The organism is Pseudomonas sp. JL2 (genome assembly GCF_031570495.1).
GTDB lineage: Bacteria > Pseudomonadota > Gammaproteobacteria > Pseudomonadales > Pseudomonadaceae > Aquipseudomonas > Aquipseudomonas rhizophila.
In genome coordinates this window covers 19,552-40,002 of sequence record NZ_JAKUDH010000004.1, presented here as the reverse complement: position 1 = coordinate 40,002, position 20,451 = coordinate 19,552, and the positions used below count along the sequence as shown (strand labels likewise).

Annotated in this window: 15 protein-coding genes, 4 tRNA genes and 1 pseudogene; 8 read left to right on the top strand and 12 right to left on the bottom strand. The window is 57.9% G+C overall.

Going from position 1 to position 20,451, the window contains the following annotated elements; all coding sequences use genetic code 11:
• Positions 1 to 455 precede the first annotated feature (455 nt).
• From MKS85_RS07465 to MKS85_RS28925, 3 genes are all read left to right on the top strand, one after another.
• A complete protein-coding gene (locus MKS85_RS07465) occupies positions 456 to 2,498 on the top strand; it encodes an ATP-dependent endonuclease (RefSeq protein WP_047882228.1) in 2,043 nt (680 codons plus the stop codon).
• Between the two features lie 124 nt (positions 2,499 to 2,622).
• The gene (locus tag MKS85_RS07460) at positions 2,623 to 4,533 is read left to right on the top strand and encodes a UvrD-helicase domain-containing protein (protein WP_144419303.1); all 1,911 of its coding nucleotides are present in this window, start codon (positions 2,623 to 2,625) and stop codon (positions 4,531 to 4,533) included.
• A gap of 364 nt (positions 4,534 to 4,897) precedes the next feature.
• Positions 4,898 to 5,107 carry a hypothetical protein gene (locus MKS85_RS28925; RefSeq protein WP_371263997.1) on the top strand — a complete coding sequence of 70 codons (210 nt, stop codon included), beginning with the start codon at positions 4,898 to 4,900 and terminating at the stop codon, positions 5,105 to 5,107.
• 129 nt (positions 5,108 to 5,236) lie between these two features.
• Here MKS85_RS28925 and MKS85_RS07450 read toward each other — a convergent pair whose 3' ends face one another.
• The 5 genes from MKS85_RS07450 to MKS85_RS07430 form a co-directional block, all read right to left on the bottom strand.
• On the bottom strand, positions 5,237 to 7,078 hold the full coding sequence (locus MKS85_RS07450; protein WP_047882230.1) for an integrase arm-type DNA-binding domain-containing protein: 1,842 nt from the start codon (positions 7,076 to 7,078) through the stop codon (positions 5,237 to 5,239).
• A 235-nt stretch (positions 7,079 to 7,313) separates the two neighbouring features.
• Positions 7,314 to 7,389, bottom strand: a tRNA-Gly gene (locus tag MKS85_RS07445).
• Between the two features lie 3 nt (positions 7,390 to 7,392).
• Positions 7,393 to 7,468, bottom strand: a tRNA-Glu gene (locus MKS85_RS07440).
• Positions 7,469 to 7,573: 105 nt separating this feature from the next.
• Positions 7,574 to 7,649: transfer RNA gene (locus MKS85_RS07435), tRNA-Gly, on the bottom strand.
• Positions 7,650 to 7,651: 2 nt separating this feature from the next.
• Positions 7,652 to 7,727 (bottom strand) — tRNA-Glu (locus tag MKS85_RS07430).
• Positions 7,728 to 8,098: 371 nt separating this feature from the next.
• Between MKS85_RS07430 and MKS85_RS07425 the strand changes: the two genes are divergently transcribed.
• Entirely contained in the window at positions 8,099 to 8,857 is a 759-nt protein-coding gene (locus tag MKS85_RS07425; protein WP_076383820.1) for a hypothetical protein, read from the top strand.
• Between the two features lie 79 nt (positions 8,858 to 8,936).
• On the opposite strand, the gene MKS85_RS28920 is transcribed toward MKS85_RS07425, so the two are convergent.
• The 4 genes and pseudogenes from MKS85_RS28920 to MKS85_RS07410 form a co-directional block, all read right to left on the bottom strand.
• Positions 8,937 to 9,800, bottom strand: a complete 864-nt coding sequence (locus MKS85_RS28920) for a methyl-accepting chemotaxis protein (protein WP_371264151.1) — start codon at positions 9,798 to 9,800, stop codon at positions 8,937 to 8,939.
• Positions 9,798 to 10,022 (bottom strand): annotated as a pseudogene (locus tag MKS85_RS28915) (HAMP domain-containing protein); the annotation flags it as partial. The pseudogene MKS85_RS28915 and the gene MKS85_RS28920, both read right to left, overlap by 3 nt.
• Positions 10,023 to 11,011: 989 nt before the next feature.
• Complete coding sequence (locus tag MKS85_RS07415; RefSeq protein WP_188252033.1) at positions 11,012 to 12,409, bottom strand: PLP-dependent aminotransferase family protein; 1,398 nt, start codon at positions 12,407 to 12,409, stop codon at positions 11,012 to 11,014.
• Between the two features lie 206 nt (positions 12,410 to 12,615).
• Entirely contained in the window at positions 12,616 to 13,377 is a 762-nt protein-coding gene (locus tag MKS85_RS07410; protein WP_047230352.1) for an SDR family oxidoreductase, read from the bottom strand.
• A gap of 226 nt (positions 13,378 to 13,603) precedes the next feature.
• On the opposite strand from MKS85_RS07410, the gene MKS85_RS07405 reads away from it, so the two are divergent.
• Positions 13,604 to 14,608, top strand: coding sequence for an NADP-dependent oxidoreductase (locus MKS85_RS07405; RefSeq protein ID WP_047230351.1), 1,005 nt, complete (start codon positions 13,604 to 13,606; stop codon positions 14,606 to 14,608).
• 121 nt (positions 14,609 to 14,729) lie between these two features.
• Here the strand turns inward: MKS85_RS07405 and pyrF are convergent, their stop codons facing one another.
• Complete coding sequence (gene pyrF, locus MKS85_RS07400) at positions 14,730 to 15,428, bottom strand: orotidine-5'-phosphate decarboxylase (RefSeq protein ID WP_160893102.1); 699 nt, start codon at positions 15,426 to 15,428, stop codon at positions 14,730 to 14,732.
• 291 nt (positions 15,429 to 15,719) lie between these two features.
• Here pyrF and MKS85_RS07395 point away from each other — a divergent pair, with 291 nt between their 5' ends.
• From MKS85_RS07395 to xopAW, 3 genes are all read left to right on the top strand, one after another.
• Positions 15,720 to 16,478: a response regulator gene (locus MKS85_RS07395; RefSeq protein WP_047230350.1), complete on the top strand. Its 759-nt coding sequence runs from the start codon at positions 15,720 to 15,722 to the stop codon at positions 16,476 to 16,478.
• Positions 16,478 to 17,521 (top strand): HAMP domain-containing sensor histidine kinase, encoded by a 1,044-nt coding sequence (locus tag MKS85_RS07390; RefSeq protein WP_188252032.1) that lies wholly within the window; start codon positions 16,478 to 16,480, stop codon positions 17,519 to 17,521. Before MKS85_RS07395 ends, MKS85_RS07390 begins: the two co-directional genes overlap by 1 nt.
• Before the next feature lie 145 nt (positions 17,522 to 17,666).
• Positions 17,667 to 18,392, top strand: a complete 726-nt coding sequence (gene xopAW / locus MKS85_RS07385; protein ID WP_188252031.1) for an EF-hand domain-containing protein — start codon at positions 17,667 to 17,669, stop codon at positions 18,390 to 18,392.
• A 117-nt stretch (positions 18,393 to 18,509) separates the two neighbouring features.
• Here the strand turns inward: xopAW and MKS85_RS07380 are convergent, their stop codons facing one another.
• Positions 18,510 to 19,547, bottom strand: a complete 1,038-nt coding sequence (locus MKS85_RS07380) for an AI-2E family transporter (protein WP_047230347.1) — start codon at positions 19,545 to 19,547, stop codon at positions 18,510 to 18,512.
• 62 nt (positions 19,548 to 19,609) lie between these two features.
• On the bottom strand, positions 19,610 to 20,416 hold the full coding sequence (locus tag MKS85_RS07375; protein WP_047230358.1) for a DUF4892 domain-containing protein: 807 nt from the start codon (positions 20,414 to 20,416) through the stop codon (positions 19,610 to 19,612).
• Positions 20,417 to 20,451 lie beyond the last annotated feature (35 nt).

Genomic DNA, 20,451 nt, shown 5'->3' with positions numbered 1-20,451 from the left:
ACCGCGTCCCAGGCAATCTTCTGTCGATGCTGACCTCCAGCAACCTCAGCGCCGCAGCCTGCCGCTAGAGGTCATTATCGACCCCAACGACACGCATCCGACCATGAATATCGAAAAGACCAAGCACCCCGGACATGTGGTGTTATATGTGCTTGGACGCGATACCCGACCGGGCGGTGGCCTCAGCCATCGTACTGACGCGGGTCGACCTCGCCACTGGTCGAGCTGTTCAACAAGGGTGCGAAGGGCGACATCTACTGGCATCTGCTGTTGATGCCGCAGCTGCCACTAGGGTGGGGTTTTGGGGCAGTCGGCCGTAAGGGCATCATCGGCGGGCGTAGGGCCTCCCTGAGTCATTGTTTGACGAAAGTAGGGCTGGTAAAAAAAACCGCTAATGGCATAGTGGCAAGATGCCTTTCGAAGACTAAGAATATCACCTGCAAGGAGCGCCAGCGTTGTATATAGCCAAAGTTAATATTGAGAATTTTCGTCTTTTTGGGTCCGGCGACAAAAAATTCGAGCTTTCTCTAAACCCCGGGCTAACAGCACTTGTGGGTGAGAACGATGCAGGAAAAACAGCATTTATCGATGCACTCAGATTCGTGCTGGGCACCCGGGATCAAGAGTCATTACGCCTCGAGTTCACCGACTTCCACAACTGCGCAGTCAAAGGCCATTCACGTGAAATAAAAATACAACTGACGTTTTCTGGGCTGACGAAAAGTGACCGCAGCGCCTTTGCCGAGTACCTCACTTATGAAGATGGCCCCCATACGTCACTGATCATCACTTGGATTGCACGGCGCAGCGAGTTGGGCACCTCGACGCGAAGGTACATACCGATCGAGTGGCGGACTGGCAGGGACAGCGACGGCCCACTAATGGACTCAGGGGCGCGTTTTATGCTGCAAGCCACCTACCTGAGGCCATTACGCGATGCCGAGCGCGCAATGGCTGCAGGTCGCGGCTCACGCCTCTCCCAGATACTTCAGCACACCAAGGACATAAAGGATCACGGTGACAAATTTGATGCAAACACCAACCCCACTCCGGTTCCCGAAGATCTCAGCGTACTTGGTATCGGTGACTATTCCAGCCACTTAATCGCGAATGCACATGGGGTGAAAACAACACGCGAAAAACTAAACCAGGACTATTTGCAGCCTCTCTCATTCAAAGACGATGACCTGATCGCCAGAGTACAGATCAGCGGGCACAGTGATGACAGCGTTCGGCTTAGACAGCTTCTGGAAAAGCTAGAGGTCAACCTCAGCAATGATCAGGAAGAGTCCTATCTACGCGGCCTTGGCTCAAACAACATTCTCTTTATGGCCTGTGAGTTACTGTTGATGGGAACCGAAGCAGACGGCTTCCCCCTGCTTCTTATTGAGGAACCTGAGGCGCATCTTCATCCACAGCGCCAATTACGGCTAATTTCATTCCTACAAGCACAGACTGAAAAGAAAAGAATCGACGACCAACAGATACAAATCATCGTCACAACGCACAGCCCAAATCTTGGCGCAGACGTCAAACTCAACAACCTCGTGCTCATCCGAGAGGGGCGCGCCTACCCTCTGACGGAAGGCCATACGAAGCTCACTTCATCGGACTACCGTTTTCTCCAACGCTTTCTTGACGTCACAAAAGCAAATCTATTTTTCGCACGCGGCGTAGTTATTGTAGAAGGCGATGCCGAGAACATCCTACTGCCTGTAATCGCCAAACTTATTGGTAGAGACTTTGAACATTACGGCGTCTCGGTTGTAAATGTCGGGGGCGTGGGGCTCGGGCGTTATGGGCGCATTTTTATGCGCAAAGAACCCGAATTGACGGGAGAACTTCGAATTCCTGTTTCGTGCATTACAGACCTTGATGTCATGCCAGATTGCGCCCCGCAGATCATCGGAAAAGTAGAAAAAGGCGCGCCCACACCTCCCCTGACTACTTCAACCCGCCGCTGGCGGGTAAAGTCTGACTTTACAGCTGTCGAGCTTGAAGCGAAAAAACTCACCATACGCGACAAGGCGAACGAGCAATGGGTCCGAACGTTTGTGGCAGATGAGTGGACGCTTGAGTATGACCTGGCATTCTCGGGGCTTGCACAACAATTATATCTTGCAGGACAACTCGCGAAGAATGATGACAAGCTAAACGATGCATCCACCACAAAAGCGGACGTAATCAAGACTGCAAACTTAGGATACAACGCACTGAAAGCACTTGATCTACCAAAGGATGCCCACTGCTCCAATATCTACGGACCATTCACCGGCTCAAGTGTATCAAAAGCAATCGCCGCACAATATTTGTGTGAAATACTTGAAGACTCAATCTCTGAAGGTTCTTTGACTGCAGAAGTGTTAATCGTGTCTCTGCCTGAATATGTTAAACAAGCAATCGCTCATGTTACCGAACCCCTGCCAACGGTACCTCAATCGGAAAGTAGCGCGCCACCGTCACCAAGTGCAGATGTAAACGCGGCGGCGTTAGCTTAGCCTGCCCACAAAACCTTATAGCGTAGCACTTATACATTATCGAAATGGATGACCGAAAGTGGCATATGGAATAGAACGTATAGGCACGATCTCCCAGGCTGACGTTGAGCGGGCATGTCTTAGTATGGGCCTGCCATCTGACGCATTTTCCGGACCCGACGGAGATGATCCCCGCCTGGAAGTCATCCGCTCCTTAGATACACTTGATGTCGAAGCTTGCCCAGGCAGCGGGAAGACCACTCTGCTCGTCGCGAAGCTTGGAATCCTTGCCGATCGTTGGCAGCAAAAAGGGCAGGGAATTTGCGTAATCTCCCACACTAATGCTGCTCGTGCAGAAATTGGCGCACGCCTCAGCACCAATAGCACATCTTATAGCCTCCTTCAGCACCCACACTTTATAGGCACGATTCATTCGTTCGTGAACGAATTCTTGGCGCTTCCCTGGCTTCGCTCAAACGGCAAGAACGTCAAGATCATCGATACAGAGCTTGCCGAGAAGGATCGTCGGTGGCGGCTACCGTATGGCACAAGGACGTACCTTGAGAATCAATATGAATACACACCATTAATCTATACAAAACCCGATTTTTCGGGGAATAGGCATCCACCCCATACAGCAACAGCAAAATCAATCCAGAAAGCCTGCCGGGAGTCCACAGCAGCAGGCTTCTATTGCTTTGACGAAATGTTTGTCTGGGCTTATGAGTTGATTAACAAACACCCCGAAGTGATCACTACAATCCGACAGCGATTTCCACTCGTGCTTGTAGACGAAGTGCAAGATAACAGCAGACTCCAATCTGAGTTCATCCACAAACTCTTTTGCGATGGAGACGCGCCCTCCATCTGGCAACGTTATGGCGACTCAAATCAGGCGATCTACGGTGGCACCTCGACTGATACCGGTGGTACAACACATCCATTTCCGGGCACAAACAAAATAGATCTGCCGAACAGTTTCCGATTTGGTCAGTCAATAGCCTCCATTGCAGCACCACTCGGATTAAGGCCGCAACCACTGATTGGCAGAGGTCCGACGACGAGCAAAATTAATCACCCAAGCTGTCAAAACGCCATTTTTCTTTTCGATGATCAATCCATTCTGCAAGTACTTCCCACATATGCCCAGTACCTCATAGACGCATTCACTCCAGAAGCACTGGTGCATGGCGATTTCACAGCCGTAGCAGCCGTTCACCGATCAGATAAGACCGATAAGCTTCCGCGATTCATGGGTCACTACGCACCCGACTATACTTCGCAATTGGCTGGACAACAGCCCAAGCCAAGCACACTTGGCATGTACCTCGCTTGCGCCAGAATGGAACTATCCACCGCTGGCAGCACCAGCCCCGTAGTAAATAGATTTGCTGAGGGCATTCTTCACGCGATCCACCTGAGCACGAGCGACTTTGCCACTCAGACGAGAAAATCCCCGCACAGACATGTTCTCGAGTTGCTATCCGAACATGATGCAGCCCGTCATCAGTACCAAGACGCTCTTGAATATCTGATCGCCTGCAAATCCGCACCCAAGAAATCGGAATGGCCAGAATTCACATCCGCCATAAAAGCCATCGCCGGAACCATTGCACGTGTCGAAATCGCAGAGCACGACAATTATTTTGAATGGACAGACTCAGAAGCCTTCACAGATGCAATCGCAGTCGGCCCGTTAGGCAGGGAGAATAGGTTTCTATACCCTGGAATCGATCCGAAAGTAACCATACGCCTAGGATCAATCCACGGTGTAAAGGGTGAAACTCACACGGCAACACTGGTGCTAGAAAGCTTTCAAAAGGCTCACCAATTAAAAACTCTAATTCCATGGCTAACAGGTAAAAAACCCAAGATCTCCACCGATAACACAGGCGAGAACTCAGCTTTAATGGAGCGCCTCAAACTGCACTACGTTGCAATGACGCGCCCGTCTCACTTACTGTGTCTTGCCCTGCGAAAGGATGCCCTGAAAGATAGAGAACTCGACCTCATTCGCAAGACGGGCTGGACCATCATCGATTGCACTTCATCATAGGCTCTGTTTTTTCGACATTTGCTGACGCAATCTCCCACCGGGTAATTTCAGGAGGATAACTCCAGTGCTGCGCATCGATAACCTTCCCTCAAGCACCCGCTGGATTATCCGCCAGGCGATGCCCGACGATGTTCACGCATATTGATCGAACTGGATACCTACGCAACTTCCCTCTGCACTCGTCACGTCTTTATCTATGAAGCCGTCTTTCGTCAGCAGTGCCTGATAGCAATCGATGCCGGACATTGCGTAGGCTATATGGTACTCACTCACGACTTCTTCAACCACGCTTTTGTGGCGCTGATGATCGTGTCACCGGCTCATCAGCGTCTGGGTGTGACGTCTACGGTCTGCAGCCGAAGCCATGAGCAAAACACCCAAGCTGTTTATTTCAACCAATGCCTCCAACAGCACTTCACAAGCGCTGATTGCAAAGGCCGTTTTTATGCCGAGCGGACGAATCGAAAATCTTGACGAACATGATCCTGAACCCGTGTGCGTCAAGTTCCTTCGGGATGAAGAGCTGACAAGAGAGGGCGGGAGCAAGATGCCAAAAGGATGTATTCCTGCGTAATAGACGCCTCTTGCCGACCATCTCCGCCGCACCTCAGGCAACGCGTGAAGTCCACGCATTTAGGGCAGCCCGAGCTAGATGGACCCAAGCAAGCAGCGACATCCGTTATCACAGCACGAAAACAGCACCTCAGCTTGAACCCAGCGCACTGCAAACGATTCGCACAGTCACGTCGAAATTCTCCAGAGTGAGCGCATCGATTGGCGAACGACCCTTAAATCGCTCATGAGGCTCACAGACCGTCCGATAAAGCCGCCACGCATCGACATCCGGAAACCGCTCTAATGCAGCAAGTACCAACTTGTGCCGCAATGGATCAAGCTGCCAATCGGGAATGCGCTGACCGCGATTCCCCAGGCTCAGCGACAGCAGGCGCCGAGCCTTGATATCGCGGTTGATCTGATCTCTGGATTTGCCTGCCAGTTTGGCGAAGACAAGCAGCGGCAAATTATTCAAAGCTTCATAAGTGGCTAGCATCTCGGCACGTTCGCGCTGGATGTCAGACACGTGAGATTGGTGCGGTTTTTCAGTCGGCACCGAAAGAGGTACGACAGGCGACTGGTGCGACGCGACAAGAGCCGGCTCGTTGTTAATCGACGCTTTGGACGCCGAGACGGTTGTCATTGGAGAGGTGACGTTGAACTGAATGGAATTCGCGCTCGCGTTTTCAAGCGACGGCAACGAAGGGGCCCCTTCCAAACGGATGGTAAGCGGAGAGCTTGCCGCTTTCAGCTGGCCCTGCCCCCACAGATCCAGACGGTTCGCCCAATCCTGCATCATGGTCCGGCGCTGCTCGACATATTCCGCGTGATTGTAGGCCGCACTCACCTTGTCCGGATCGGCATGAGAAAGCTGAGCATCCACCCAAACCTTCGGGTATCCGATCTCGTTCAACGCCGTCGAGATCGTCGCCCTCATCCCATGCCCGGTAAGTTGATCGGCGTACCCCATCCGACGTAACGCGCCATTCAGCGTGTTCTCACTGATACGCTTGCTCAGGTCGCTTCGATGCGCAAACAAGTAGCGCTGTGCGGGGACAACCTGGTCCAGCAAGTGACGCACGATCTCCAGCGCCTGAACTGACAGCGGCACTATATAAGGTGGTACATTTTGAGTCTGCTTACCAGGCTTCCGCATCGCTAGCTGGAGTTGTTTCACCACTTCCGCCGGTATGACCCACAAGCGCTTCTCCAGATCGAACTGGTCGGGTGTCGCCAAGCGCAATTCGCCCGTGCGGACACCGGTCAGCAACAACAACCGAAGGCCAAGCCGAGTTTGGTTGGCGCCACCGTAGTTTCGAAGAGCAGCCATCAATGCCGGAAGCTCATCCATTCGGAGAAATGGATTGTGCGTCACGGGAGGTTTGGGAAGTGCGACCACATCAAGGTCTGAAGCTGGGTTGTGTTCCAGCCCCTCGATCTTCACCAGCGCATAGCGGAACAACTGGTTGAACCAGGTCCGGCATTTTTCGGCGGTCGTTAAGGCCTTGCGCTGCTCAATCCTGCTCAGCAAATCCAACAGATCGTGACGATTGATATCGTAGATGGACCGCCCACCCAGCGTGGGCAGGACGTCTTTATTGAAGATTCTCAAGATTTGCGAGAGCGTGCTCTGGCGGCCTTCCTTCAGGCTCAGTTTGCGAAACTCCACCCACTGATTGAACACGGCCTCGAAGGTATGCTCTGCCGCAAAACGAACAGCACGACGCTGTTGTTTACGGTGCTCATAGGGATTGATGCCTTGGGCGACCAAGGCGCGCGCCTCGTCACGTCGAGTACGGGCTTCTTTGAGACTGATTTGCGGATAACTGCCGAGAGACATGCGCTTCTGCACACCCGCCCAGTAATATCTGAAACGCCAGATTTTCCCGCCGCGTGCGGTCACGTTGAGCGCGAGCCCATCCGTGTCGCCTATCGTGTAGTCATTGCCGGTGATTCGGGCTTGCCGAACGGTGGTATCTGAGAGTGCCATCGCGAGCTCCTGAACAGAGTCAGGGCCAGATGCTCGTCTCGCTATCCAAGCTGCTACAGCAAAAAACCGATTCAGTGCACATCCAAATCCAAGATCCTCATTCGGGACTTAAATCGGGACTTAAAAGCACTGGATGGAGCTGGATTTCAGTGGTTCCCGCTGGAACGAAAAAAGGGCCTAAAGGCCCTGATTTCAATCACTTACAGAATTCAGTGGAACTCTGTAGCGCAATATTTGGAGCGGGAAACGAGACTCGAACTCGCGACCCCGACCTTGGCAAGGTCGTGCTCTACCAACTGAGCTATTCCCGCAAATGGCGTCCCCTAGGGGACTCGAACCCCTGTTACCGCCGTGAAAGGGCGGTGTCCTAGGCCACTAGACGAAGGGGACACGCTGCCCGGAACACATGGTGTGTGTTCCAGTGCCCAGATCCGTACCCGAAGATATCGGTTCTGGTTTCACTCAGCCCTGCCCGAAGGCAACGCTGTTTAAAATTGGAGCGGGAAACGAGACTCGAACTCGCGACCCCGACCTTGGCAAGGTCGTGCTCTACCAACTGAGCTATTCCCGCATTGGCGTCCCCTAGGGGACTCGAACCCCTGTTACCGCCGTGAAAGGGCGGTGTCCTAGGCCACTAGACGAAGGGGACACACGTACAACATTCACTGCTTATCGCGTTTGGCTAAGTGCTTTACGCTGTAAGTGGCGCGCATTCTATGGATGGATTGCTGGGTCGTCAACCCCCAGATATAAATTTATTTAAATCAATGACTTCGCCCGGTTTAGGGGCTGTTCGCACATTTTGCCCGTCCGGTCTCTGGCGCCTATATTCTGTCATCCGCCAAGACGTTATAGTCGTGTCCGACAAATAGTGGCAATGTGCATCCATATTCGCCGCACTTCCATACGCAGCGCCACGCCTGTCTAATCGCATCGCACAGGCCTATGCGCTTAAAAGCCAAGCCACTACACTCTTGATATGCGAACCCCAATAAAGAGGTCTTACCGGTGACACCACTCATGATCACCCTGCTCGTCGTAGCCGGGATCGCACTGTTGATCGCCATTGGCTACATGAACCATGTGGTGGAAAACAACAAGCTGGAAAAGGCCCGTACCAAGATTGAACTCAACGACCGCTTGCGTCGTTGTGGCGAGCTCACTGAAACCTTTCCCGGACAATTGATGACCCCGGCCCTGAAGCTGTTGATCACGCGTCTTGAGATCAACGTCTGCCAGCGCCTGCTGAACCTGGAGAAAACCAATACAGCGGTCAAGGCGCGCCTGGACGAACTGAATGCGCTGGCCGCCCAGGGTGAATCGATTCCGGTGAACAACCCACCGGCACCGATCCAGACCGAAGCCAAGGCCAAGGATGTGCGGTTTCTGCTCGAGGCCCTTCACGGTCAGATTACCCGCGCCGCCCAGGATGGTTTCCTGCCGCCCAACGAAGCCAAGCGCTGGATCCGCGAAGTGCGACACATCCTGGTGCTGTTGCACATCGAGTTCTTCAATAATCTCGGCCAACACGCCTTGCAGCAAGAACAACCGGGGCAGGCCCGCCTGGCGTTCGAACGGGGTGTGCAGTACCTGCGCAAGCAACAGGAACCGCAGGTCTATGCCGAACAACTGGACTACCTGGAAAAACTCCTGGCCCGCGCCAATGCCATGGTTCTGGCCAGCACCCAGCCGGTCGAAGGCGAAGTCAACCAGTTGACCGAAGGGCTGAAGGACGCCGAAGTAAACGACGAGTGGAAGAAGAAGAAGGTTTACGACTGATATTCGGGTTAGGCTCTCAAGCCTGACTCCTGTGTAGCGAGGTGATTTATCCCCTCGCTACACAGGGTCCGTCGACAGCTCACAGCCTGAAATGCCCCACCATCCCCTTGAGCTCAACCCCTAGCTGCGCCAGCTCAATGCTCGACGCGGCATTGCCCTGCATCGCCAGGGAAGATTGATCGGCACTGGCGCGGATGCTGGTGACACTGCGGTTGATCTCTTCAGCCACCGAACTCTGTTGCTCGGCCGCCGCCGCAATTTGCTGATTCATCTGCTGGATCAGCGACACCGCCGCCGCAATGCTCCCCAGGGCGCTTTCGGTTTGCAGGGCATCACTGACCGCCATCTTCACCAGCTCGCCACTGCTCTGGATCTGCTGCACGGAGGTCTGGGCTGCTGAGCGCAAGGCGCTCACCAGGCGTTCGATTTCCTCGGTGGACTGTTGCGTGCGCTTGGCCAAGGCCCGCACTTCATCGGCCACCACCGCAAAGCCCCTGCCCTGCTCACCGGCCCTGGCCGCTTCGATGGCCGCATTGAGCGCCAGCAAGTTGGTCTGCTCAGCCACGCTCTTGATCACGCTCAACACCGTGCCAATGTTCTGGATCTCAGCGCTGAGGCTTTCGATACTGCTGCTGGCTGAAGTGGCCGAGTCGGCCAATTGTTCAATGCGCACCATGCTCTGACGCACCACCTGCTGACCGCTTTCAACCTTATCGTCGGCGGTCTGGGCCGCCTGGGCCGCCTCTTCGGCATTGCGCGCCACGTCGTGCACGGTGGCGGTCATCTGGTTCATGGCCGTGGCGACCTGTTCGGTCTCCTCCTTCTGGCTGCTGACCTCCAGGTTGGTCTGCTCGGTCACGGCCGACAGCGATTGGGCGGAGTTGGCCAACTGTTCGATACCGGCCTGCAAACCGCTGACGATACTGCTCAGGCCCGCCCCCATCTGTTGCATGGCGAGCATCAGTTGACCGATCTCATCCTGGCGCGTCACCTGCACCGTTGCACTCAAGTCGCCCGAGGCAATCTGCTGTGCAACACGGATGACGCTGCGCAACGGCCCGACGATCAACCGGGTAATGACCCAGGCCGCAATCAGTCCCACCAGCAGCGCCAGGGCCGACGAGCCGATGATCAGCAGCGAATTCTTCTTCAGTTCCGTCTGCATGGCACCGTCCTCGGCGGTGTAAGCCTGGTCAACCCGCTCCACTACCTGGGAGGCACGCTCGTGCAGTTGCTGGTAGACGATTTTCTCCTGGGCCAGCAGGCCGGTGTATTCAGCGAGTTTTTCGTTGAAACCAGCGATATGCCCGGCCACTTCGTTAAGCACGGTCTGGTATCCCGGGTCCTTGACGGCGGTCTTGAGCACCTCGGCCTGCTTCATGGCTTGCTCGGCCTGTTCGATAGTGCCCTGGCCGCCCTCTTCAGAGCCTTTGCGGCTTTGATCCAGGCGTACCCGCGCTTCGTTCATGGCCTGCAACATCAACCGAGACACTTCGCTGACCTGATTGGCTTGCTCAATGAACTCGCCGCCCTCCTTGCCTTCGGACTCTTTCAGGGTATAAGCGCCATCATCTGCCAGGCCCGCTTGCAGCACATCCAGGTTATTGGCAACGCTGGACACTGACCAACTGGCCATTTCCAGTGCCAGATCCTTGCTCTGGCTCAACTCAACGAATTCGTCGAACGCCTTGCGATAAGCCGCCAAGGCTTGCTCCACGTCGTTCATCACCGGCACGTTGGCCGCCGATTGCGCCTTGAGCTCGTTGGCCTGGGCAATCAGTCCGTCCACGCCCAGCCGCAAGGCATCGACCGTTTTCGGGTCCGAGCGCAAGGCGTATTCCTGCTCAAGCAGGCGGACCTTGAGCAAGCCGCTATTGAGGGATGACATCTGTTTCAGGCCATCGAAACGATAGCTGATGGTCTGCAGGGACCAGACACCGATGGCCGCCACCACGGCGGTAAGCAGCAGCACCAGGACAAACCCCAGGCCCAGTTTCTTTGCCATACCCAGGTTGGCAAAACGTCTTTGCACGGCCGAAATCATTGCGCCCAGTCCTCTGCCAGTGTGTGTTGATTGCAGATTCGCAACGAGATGCCCTGTAACACAAGATGCTGGCGTCGGAATAATGGCAAAAAGCTACAGCGCCGTCGTTTTCAGGACAATTGAGGTCGATCCAGAGCCGCCGCGCGGAAGAATGCCTGGGCCCTCGAATCGCAGGCGTGGGCCACGTTGATCCGCAGCCAGTCGCTGACAGCACCCGACGGGCTGAACGCTGTACGAGAAGAAAGCACCACACCGAACCGCTTGGCCAAGCGCTGCAATGCAGCGTAGTCGCATAACGGTGGACGCGCCCAAATGAACAGCCCGCCGGCCGGCCTGCCAAACACTTCCCAATCCGCATCCTCTAGCACCTCCAACACCGCTGCCATGTCGGCACTCAAACGCTGGCGCTGACGCTGGACCAGTTTGCGATAGGCGCCGCTGGCCAGAAGATTGGCCAGCACTGACTCACAGAAGCGTGAACTGCCCATGCTGGTAATGCCCTTGACGTCCCTCAAGCGTGCGATGACAGACGATCCGGCCACGACGAAACCGACTCGCAATGAGCTGCTCAGGGTTTTCGAGAAGCTGCCCACGTACACCACGTCGGTATCCAGCGCTGCCAGTCGGGTCCGGGTTGAGTTCTGGAAGTCGGCATAGACATCGTCTTCGACCACCAACATGGCGTGCTTTTTCGCCAGTTGCAGCAGTTGCTGGGCCACGACCGGGGCCAGGCTGCTGCCGGTCGGGTTGTGGCAGGCGCTGTTGACGAACAGAGCGCTGGGCCGATGCGTCGCCAAGAGACATTGGAGTGCATCGACGTCCGGGCCGCGCGGAGTCCTGGGCAGTTCGATCATGTCGATGCCATGAAACCTGAGCAGGTCGAACAGCTTCGAATACCCCGGACTCTCCACCACAACGCAGCATCCAGGCTCAAGCAGTGTGCGCACAATCAGGTCCAGACCGTGGGTCGCGCCCGTGGTGGTCAGGATCAGGTTTTTATCGGCGTGGATATTGAATTGTTTCAGGCGCCTGGACAGTTGCTCCCGCAGAGCGGGCAGCCCCATCGGCGTACTGTAACTGAACAGCCCTGCCATATCGGTGCGGGTGACCTGACGGATCGCGTAGCCCAGATCATCGCTTTCGCGCCAACTCTCGGGCAGCCCGCCACAGCCCAGCGTCAGTTCCCACTGCGAACTATGGGGCACGCTTTCCTGGGTGATCTGCGTGTCTTCCAGCCAGTCTTTGTCAGAGGGCTCGTAGCTGGACGACGGGGGCGGCGCGACAAAAAAACCCGAACCATGGCGCGCCGCCAACACCCCTTGGGCCACCAGGCGTTCACACGCCTCGTTGACACTGGACTGACTGAGCAAATTCTCCCGGGCCAATTGGCGAATGGAGGGCAGTCGGGTTCCCGGTTGCACCGCATCCTGTCGAATCCAGCCGGCCAGCGCGTCGACAATTTGCTGCACGACAGGCACCAGGGCCTGCCGGTCGATTCTCAACTCCATGAGTAACCAAGCTCCTAAGCAACTGTTTTATCTCTGGAAACAGTTAAGCACAGGCCGTCTCTAGACGATGTACGACAACGTCACCAAAACGGTCGATTCTCACCCTTTGAAACACATTCAGGGGCTGACACGGGGCATTTTTAACCCCCAAAGAAAAAGCCCACAACAAGTGCGGGCCTAGTCCTACACGCTAAATACAACGTTCTTCAGAAAGCCGTGACGCCGCCGTCCACCGCCAATGAATGACCGGTGGTGAATGCAGCGCCATCGCTGCACAAATACAGCACCGCGCTGGCGATCTCCTCGACCTTGCCGATGCGTCCTACCGGGTGCATGGCGTTGGCGAACTCACCTTTTTTCGGATCCGCTTCATAGGCACGACGGAACATGTCGGTGTCGATTACCGCCGGGCAAACCGCGTTCACGCGGATTTTCTTCTTGGCGTATTCAATCGCCGCCGATTTGGTCAGGCCGATCACCGCGTGCTTGGACGCTGCATAAATGCTCATCTTCGGCGCCGCCCCCAGACCCGCCACCGAGGCGGTATTGACGATGGCACCGCCCCCTTGGGCCAGCAGCAAAGGCAATTGATACTTCATGCACAGCCAGACGCCCTTCACATTGACGCCCATGATGGCGTCGAACTCATCGAGGGTGCCGTCGGCCAGCTTGCCCTTTTCGATTTCGATCCCGGCGTTATTGAAGGCGTAATCCAGGCGACCATAGGCATTGATTACTTCGCTCATCAGGTTCTGCACGTCGCTTTCCAGCGTTACGTCGCAGCGCACGAACAGCGCTTCACCGCCCGCCTCACGAATCGACTGCACTGTGCCCTCGCCACCCGCCACGTCCAGGTCGGCCGCCACCACTTTCAGGCCCTCTGCCGCGAATGCCTGGGCGGTCGCACGGCCAATGCCCGCGGCTGCGCCCGTGACCACGGCGACCTGTCCGGAAAACGTCATGCTCATTGTCAAATCCTCGAAGAGTGCGGGAGATGACGCCAGTCTAGTCACAGGTCCGGACGATGCGGCAGCACTATCCAATTACCGTTTGAGTATTCATGGGCGCCAGTGATAACGGCCCCGGCGCCATTATCACTGGGCTCGATCGAACTGCATTCGCTGCATCAGCAAACCTTGCGACAAACGCTTCGAAGGTCTATCAACAAGGCTTCATTCATCTTGAGTGCCAGCCATGACTGCCCAGACCAATCGCCAGTTCCTGCTCGCCAAACGCCCGGTAGGCGCTGCGACCCGCGAGACTTTCACCTATCAGCAAGTACCGGTCGGCGAGCCGGCAGCCGGCCAGATTCTGGTGAAGAACGAATATCTGTCCCTGGATCCGGCCATGCGCGGCTGGATGAACGAAGGCAAGTCTTACATCCCGCCGGTAGGCATTGGAGAAGTGATGCGCGCCTTGGGCGTAGGCCAGGTAGTCGCCTCGAACAACCCGGCCTTCGCGGTCGGTGACTACGTCAACGGTGCGCTGGGTGTGCAGGATTATTTCCTCGGCGAGCCGCGTGGTTTCTACAAGGTTGATCCGAAACTAGCGCCATTACCGCGCTACTTGTCAGCATTGGGCATGACCGGCATGACCGCCTATTTCGCCCTGCTGGACGTGGGCGCGCCCAAGGCCGGCGAGACAGTAGTGCTCTCGGGTGCCGCCGGTGCGGTGGGCAGCATCGCCGGGCAGATCGCCAAGATCAAAGGTTGCCGCGTGGTGGGCATCGCCGGCGGGGCCGACAAATGCAAATTCCTGATCGATGAACTGGGCTTCGATGGCGCCATCGACTACAAGAATGAAGACGTCCATGCCGGTCTCAAGCGCGAATGTCCCAAAGGCGTGGATGTGTACTTCGATAACGTCGGCGGCGACATCCTCGATGCGGTGCTCAGCCGCTTGAACCTCAAGGCTCGCGTAGTGATCTGCGGTGCCATCAGCCAGTACAACAACAAAGAAGCGGTGAAAGGCCCGGCCAACTACTTGTCGCTGCTGGTCAACCGGGCGCGCATGGAAGGCTTCGTGGTCATGGACTACGCCTCTCAGTTCGCCGCCGCCGGGCAGGAAATGGCCGGCTGGATGGCCAAGGGGCAGCTCAAGAGCAAGGAAGACATCGTTGAAGGACTGGAGACATTCCCCGAGACGCTGACCAAATTGTTCAGTGGGGAGAATTTCGGGAAGTTGGTATTGAAGGTCTAGTCACAAAAACACCTGTGGGAGCGGGCTTGCTCGCGAAGGCGGATTGTCAGGCGCCATTTTTGCCAACTGACACACCGCTTTCGCGAGCAAGCCCGCTCCCACAAGGGATCTTCAGGTCTGATCAGGCCAGTTCGGCGACTACGGCCGCCAGTGCCTTGGCAGGATCAGCCGCCTGGCTGATCGGTCGGCCGATCACCAGGTAGTCGGAACCGGCATCCAGTGCCTGACGCGGGGTCAGGATGCGGCGTTGATCGTCCTGGGCGCTGCCCGCCGGACGAATCCCCGGGGTCACCAGTTGCAGCGACGGGTGCGCCGCTTTCAGGGCGCTGGCCTCCAAGGCCGAGCAGACCAGACCGTCCAGGCCAGCCTTCTGCGCCAGCGCCGCCAGGCGCAGCACCTGTTCCTGAGGCTCGATATCCAGGCCGATACCGGCCAAGTCCTCGCGCTCCATGCTGGTCAGCACGGTCACGCCGATCAGCAACGGCTTCGGCCCGCTGCGCTGATCCAGCACTTCACGGCAGGCCGCCATCATGCGCAGGCCGCCGGAGCAATGCACGTTGACCATCCACACCCCCATTTCGGCGGCCGCCTTGACGGCCATGGCGGTGGTATTGGGAATATCGTGGAATTTCAAATCCAGGAATACTTCAAAACCCTTGTCACGCAGGGTCCCGACAATTTCCGAAGCGCAACTGGTGAACAGCTCCTTGCCGACTTTGACCCGGCACAGCTTGGGGTCCAACTGGTCGGCCAGCTTCAGGGCGGCGTCACGGGTAGGGAAATCCAAGGCAACGATGATGGGCGTCTGGCAGGCGGACATGAGTGGGCTCTCAGGCAAGTCGAAATCGGCGCGCATTGTAGCGGAACCAGCGCCCGTGCGGGACCCGATGATCGGTAAATCCTCATCGCGTCCGGACAGCATGGACGATGCCGGCCTTTGTGTCGAAGTCGATACACTCATGACACGCGCACAACACGCCGGCACGCTACCGTCTGGCGCCGCACCCCCGTCCTTTCAGCGCTTCACGCCTAGCGGCACGAAGCCTATGCTGAAGCCTCAACCTCGCCGCCTTCTTTGCGGTTGGCAGCCTATCTGGCAGATGATGCATCCATGCAGAACACCCCTGTTGCAAATTCTGACGATCAAAAAGCGCCCGACGATGACAAGCGCTGGAGTACCCGGGCGTTGATCGTCGATGACGATGTGCCGATCCGCGAGCTGCTGATCGACTACCTGGCCCGTTTCAACATACGCGCCAGCGGCGTGAACGATGGCGCGGCCATGCGCCGGGCGATGCAGGCCGAGCATTTCGACGTGGTTGTGCTCGACCTGATGCTGCCGGGCGAAGACGGCTTGCAATTGTGTCGCTGGCTGCGCGCCGAATCGGACATCCCGATCCTGATGCTCACCGCCCGGTGCGAGCCCACCGACCGCATCATCGGCCTGGAACTGGGCGCCGACGATTACATGGCCAAGCCGTTCGAACCCAGGGAACTGGTGGCGCGGATCCAGACGATCCTGCGCCGGGTACGCGACGACCGCACCGAGCAACGGGCCAATATTCGCTTCGATAACTGGCGACTCAACAGCGTACTGCGCCAGTTGATCTCCGCCGACGGGCTGGTGGTGCCGCTGTCCAACGCCGAGTTCCGGCTGTTGTGGGTATTCATCGAACGACCGCGCCGGGTACTGAGCCGCGAACAGTTGCTGGACGCCGCCCGTGGGCGCTCCATCGAGGCGTTCGACCGCAGCATCGATCTGCTGGTGTCGCGCCTGCGCCAAAAGCTGGGTGACGACCCCAAGGCGCCGCAACTGATCAAGACCGTGCGCGGCGAAGGCTACCTGTTCGACGCCCGGGACATCGGCTGATGCGCTTGCGCCTCGACACCTTGTTCGGCCGCCTGTTTGGCGTGCTGTTACTGGCGATCGTCCTGGCGCACCTGTTGGCCTTTGCCTGGTTTTCTCAATACGACAAACCGCCTTTGGGACCACCCCCCGAATTTTCCCGGCAAGGCCAGCACCCTGGGCCCACGGGGCCCCCACCCAACCGCCCTGCGCGCCCATGGTTCGGTGGGCCGGTGGTACCGCTGACGTTTCAGTTTGTGTGCCTGATCGTCGCCGCCTGGTACGGCGCCAAACTGCTGACCCGGCCAATCCAGCGCCTGAGCGATGCCGCCGAACGCCTGAGCGAAAACCTCGACAGCCCACCGTTGGAAGAAACCGGCCCTCGGGAGGCCCGCCAGGCTGCCCATACGTTCAACCTCATGCAACAGCGAATTCGCGAGCAGGTGCAGCAGCGTTCGCGCATGCTCGGTGCGGTATCCCATGACCTGCGCACTCCGCTTTCACGGCTCAAGCTGCGCCTGGAACAGATCGATGACATCAAGCTGCAGGGCCAGATGCGTCAGGACCTGAACGATATGATTGGCATGCTCGACGCCACCCTCACCTACCTGCACGAGCAGCGCACCAGCGAAGCGCTGCAATGGATGGACGTGCAGGCGTTGGTGGAATCGCTGAGCGAAAACGCCCAGGACCAGGGTGCCGACGTGCAAGCCAGCGGTGGTTGCGCGCCGTTACAGGTGCAGCCGATCGCGTTGCGCTCGTGTATCAACAACCTCATGGACAATGCCTTGCGCTACGCCGGCCATGCGTTGATTACGCTGCAAGACCAGCGCGACCAGGTAGTGATTCGGGTGATTGACCACGGCCCCGGGATTGCGGCGGATAAACGCGAAGCAGTGTTCGAGCCCTTCTATCGCCTGGAAGGCTCACGCAACCGCAACTCCGGCGGTGTCGGCCTGGGCATGACCATCGCCAAGGAAGCCGCCGAACGCTTGGGCGGGCAATTGAGCCTGGAAGAAACGCCAGGGGGTGGATTGACGGCAGTGATCCGCTTGCCCCGCGCCTGAAACAACCTCAATCCCATGTGGGAGCCGCGCCGGGAGCTGAGTTTGTACACCCGCCGGTACAAACTCCACACACCCACGACAACTGCCCCGCCGACGCTGCATAAGCCGGTGCACCCACCGGCATTCCAGCCCAAGGAGAGCGCCCATGATCGGTAGCGTCAGCAGTTACTCGCCCTATACCAGCACCAGCAGTACCGCGACCAGCAGTGCCCGCAGCCAGCAGTTTCAAAAGGAGCTGCTCAGCAAACTCGACAGCAACGCCGACGGCTCGGTCGATCAGGAAGAATTGAGCACGGCCCTGTCGCAGAAGAGTGACGACGGCATCCTGGTCAGCCTGAGCGACAATTTCAGCGACCTGGACAGCGACAGCAGCGGTGACCTGAGCAGTGATGAGATAGCCGCGATGGCGCCACCGCCTCCGCCGCCACGGGACCAGGCGCCGACGACTGAACTGGCCGATGCGCTGCTCAGCGCCCTGGACGCCGACGGTGATGGCGAGGTCAGTAGCGAGGAGCTGAGCAATGGTCTGGCGAGCGCCGGCAGCACTGCCGACAGCCAGGAACTGTTCTCGGCCCTGGACGAGAATGAAGATGGTACCGTCAGCCTCGACGAACTCGCCGCCAGCCTCCCCCCGCCACCGCCACAACAGGCCTCCATTGAGGCGTTGTTCAGCCAGCTCGACGCCGATGGTCAGAGCAACACCGGCACCAGCGAACTGACCAGCGCGGTACAGGCCAACCGCACCAGCGACAGCTCCACCGACCAGACCAATGTCAGTGAAGCGCTGAACAGGATGATCGCCAACCTCAGTCGACAATACTCGCTGGATGATGTCGCCCCCGTGGGGAAATACCTGAACGTGGCGACGTGATTGACCGGCAAGCCTGGTTTTTCAGAGCCAGGCTTGCCTGCTGGATAGAAGCCCATTGGTGGCGAGGGGATCTATCCCCTCACTACAAAAAGGTTGGTGCTGGTCTCAGGAGTGGGGTTATCGCGCCTGGCTCTTGCTCCAGTCCGTCAGCAAGCTGTAGGCCACCGCCAGCAGGGTCGGGCCAATGAACAGTCCGATGAAGCCGAAGGCAATCAAGCCACCGAACACCCCCAGCAATACGATCACCAACGGCAGGTTTCCGCCACGGCTGATCAGGTAGGGTTTGAGCACGTTGTCCACACCGCTGATGATGAAGGTGCCCCAGATCCCCAGGAACACCGCCATCCCGTATTCACCCTTCCACACCAGCCACGCCGTGGCGGGGATCCAGACCAGGGGCGGCCCCATGGGAATCAGGCTGAGCAGGAAGGTGACGATGCCCAGCACCAATGCCCCCGGTACGCCCGCGATCAGGAAACCAATCAGCGCCAGCACCGCCTGGGCCGCCGCGGTGCCGATCACGCCGTTGACCACACGCTGCACCGTACCGGCCACCAGTTCGATGTAGTAACCGGCACGGTCGCCGATCAGACGCTCCAGCAACCCGTGCACGAACACCGCCAGGCGCGGGCCGTCACGGTAAAAAAAGAACACGAACACAATGCTCAGGGTCAGTTCGAGAATGCCACCGCCGATTTGGGCACTGCGAGCCAGCAGCCAGTTGCCGACCTGACCCAGGTACGGCCTGACGGACACCATCATGGCTGCACCTTGCTGATCGATGCTGTTCCAGATGCCCACCAACCGCCCCCCCACCAGCGGTAAGCCCGCCAGCCATACCGGGGGATCAGGCAGGCCATCGACCTGCACGTTCTTGATAAATGCCGTGGCGTCGCGTACATGATCAGCCAGGTTGAAGCCCAGCCACACCAGCGGCACCGCCACCAGCACCATCCAGCCTACGGTCAGCAAAGCCGCCGCCAGCGACTCACGACCATTGACCCAGCGGGTCAACAGGCGCATCAGCGGCCAACTGGCAAACGCCAGCACCGCGCCCCAGAACAGCGCCGACCAGAACGGAGCCATCACCCAGAAGCTTGCACCGAACAACACCAGGAGCAGGATCTGCACCAACAGCCGATCGTTATTGAGCATGTCAGGTCTCGAAAAAAAAACAGGGCCGGGCTGACGGCGTGAAGCACGTCACCCGAGACAGCTTAACGCAGCAGCTCAAGATGCAGGCCCGCCGCATCGCCCCTGGCGGCCTCCATTCGCGCCGCCCGGACACCCTGATCGATCAATGCTTGCCGCCAGGCCTCGGCCTGGGGTCCGGCGACAGTGACTCGAAGACCCGTGTCCAGGTTCAGCGCCCGGGATAGCAGGCGCAACCAGGTTTCGTCCGGTTCGCCGACCAGACGCGGCAAGTCCAGCACGCCGGTGTCCTTGAGCTGGCGCAACAGCGTGGCCGATGTGGGCAGCAGGTTCCCCAGCGAGGCGTTTGCCTCGAACTGCTCGACATGCAGGTAAGCCTTACGATTGCCGCGAGTAATGCCATACAGCGCAATCAGTGTGTTGTCCGCGGGCGGCGCCAGGCGCAGCAGCAGATAAGACTGACCGTTATCGGCACCATAGAGCTTGGCATTGCCGAACACTTCGTTGGCCCACAGGCTGCTTTCGCCGCAATCACGAGCCTGGCACCAGAACAACAGTTGCGCGTCCTGCTTCTGCAAGGCTTCGCGGGCAGCGGTAAAGGCCTGGATGGCGGAGTGTTCCGGCGGAAGTTCGTAAGTCACCGACGTGGTGTTCCCACGGGCATCGACCTGCCCATCGAAGCGCAACTGGCCGCTGATCTTGCGGATCGAACCCAGGGGATAAATTCGTTCCAGGTCAGTGGTTTGCCGGTAATCGACAATTTGCGCGTCGGGCATGCGGGGCACCCGCTCCAGGTCCCGGCTGCCGGGAACATCGGCGGCAAACGATGCCGGGCTGAAGCAGGCCAGCGTAAGCAAGGCGAGTGAATGAATGGATAATTTCATCGGATCGGCATGGCCTGGGTCTC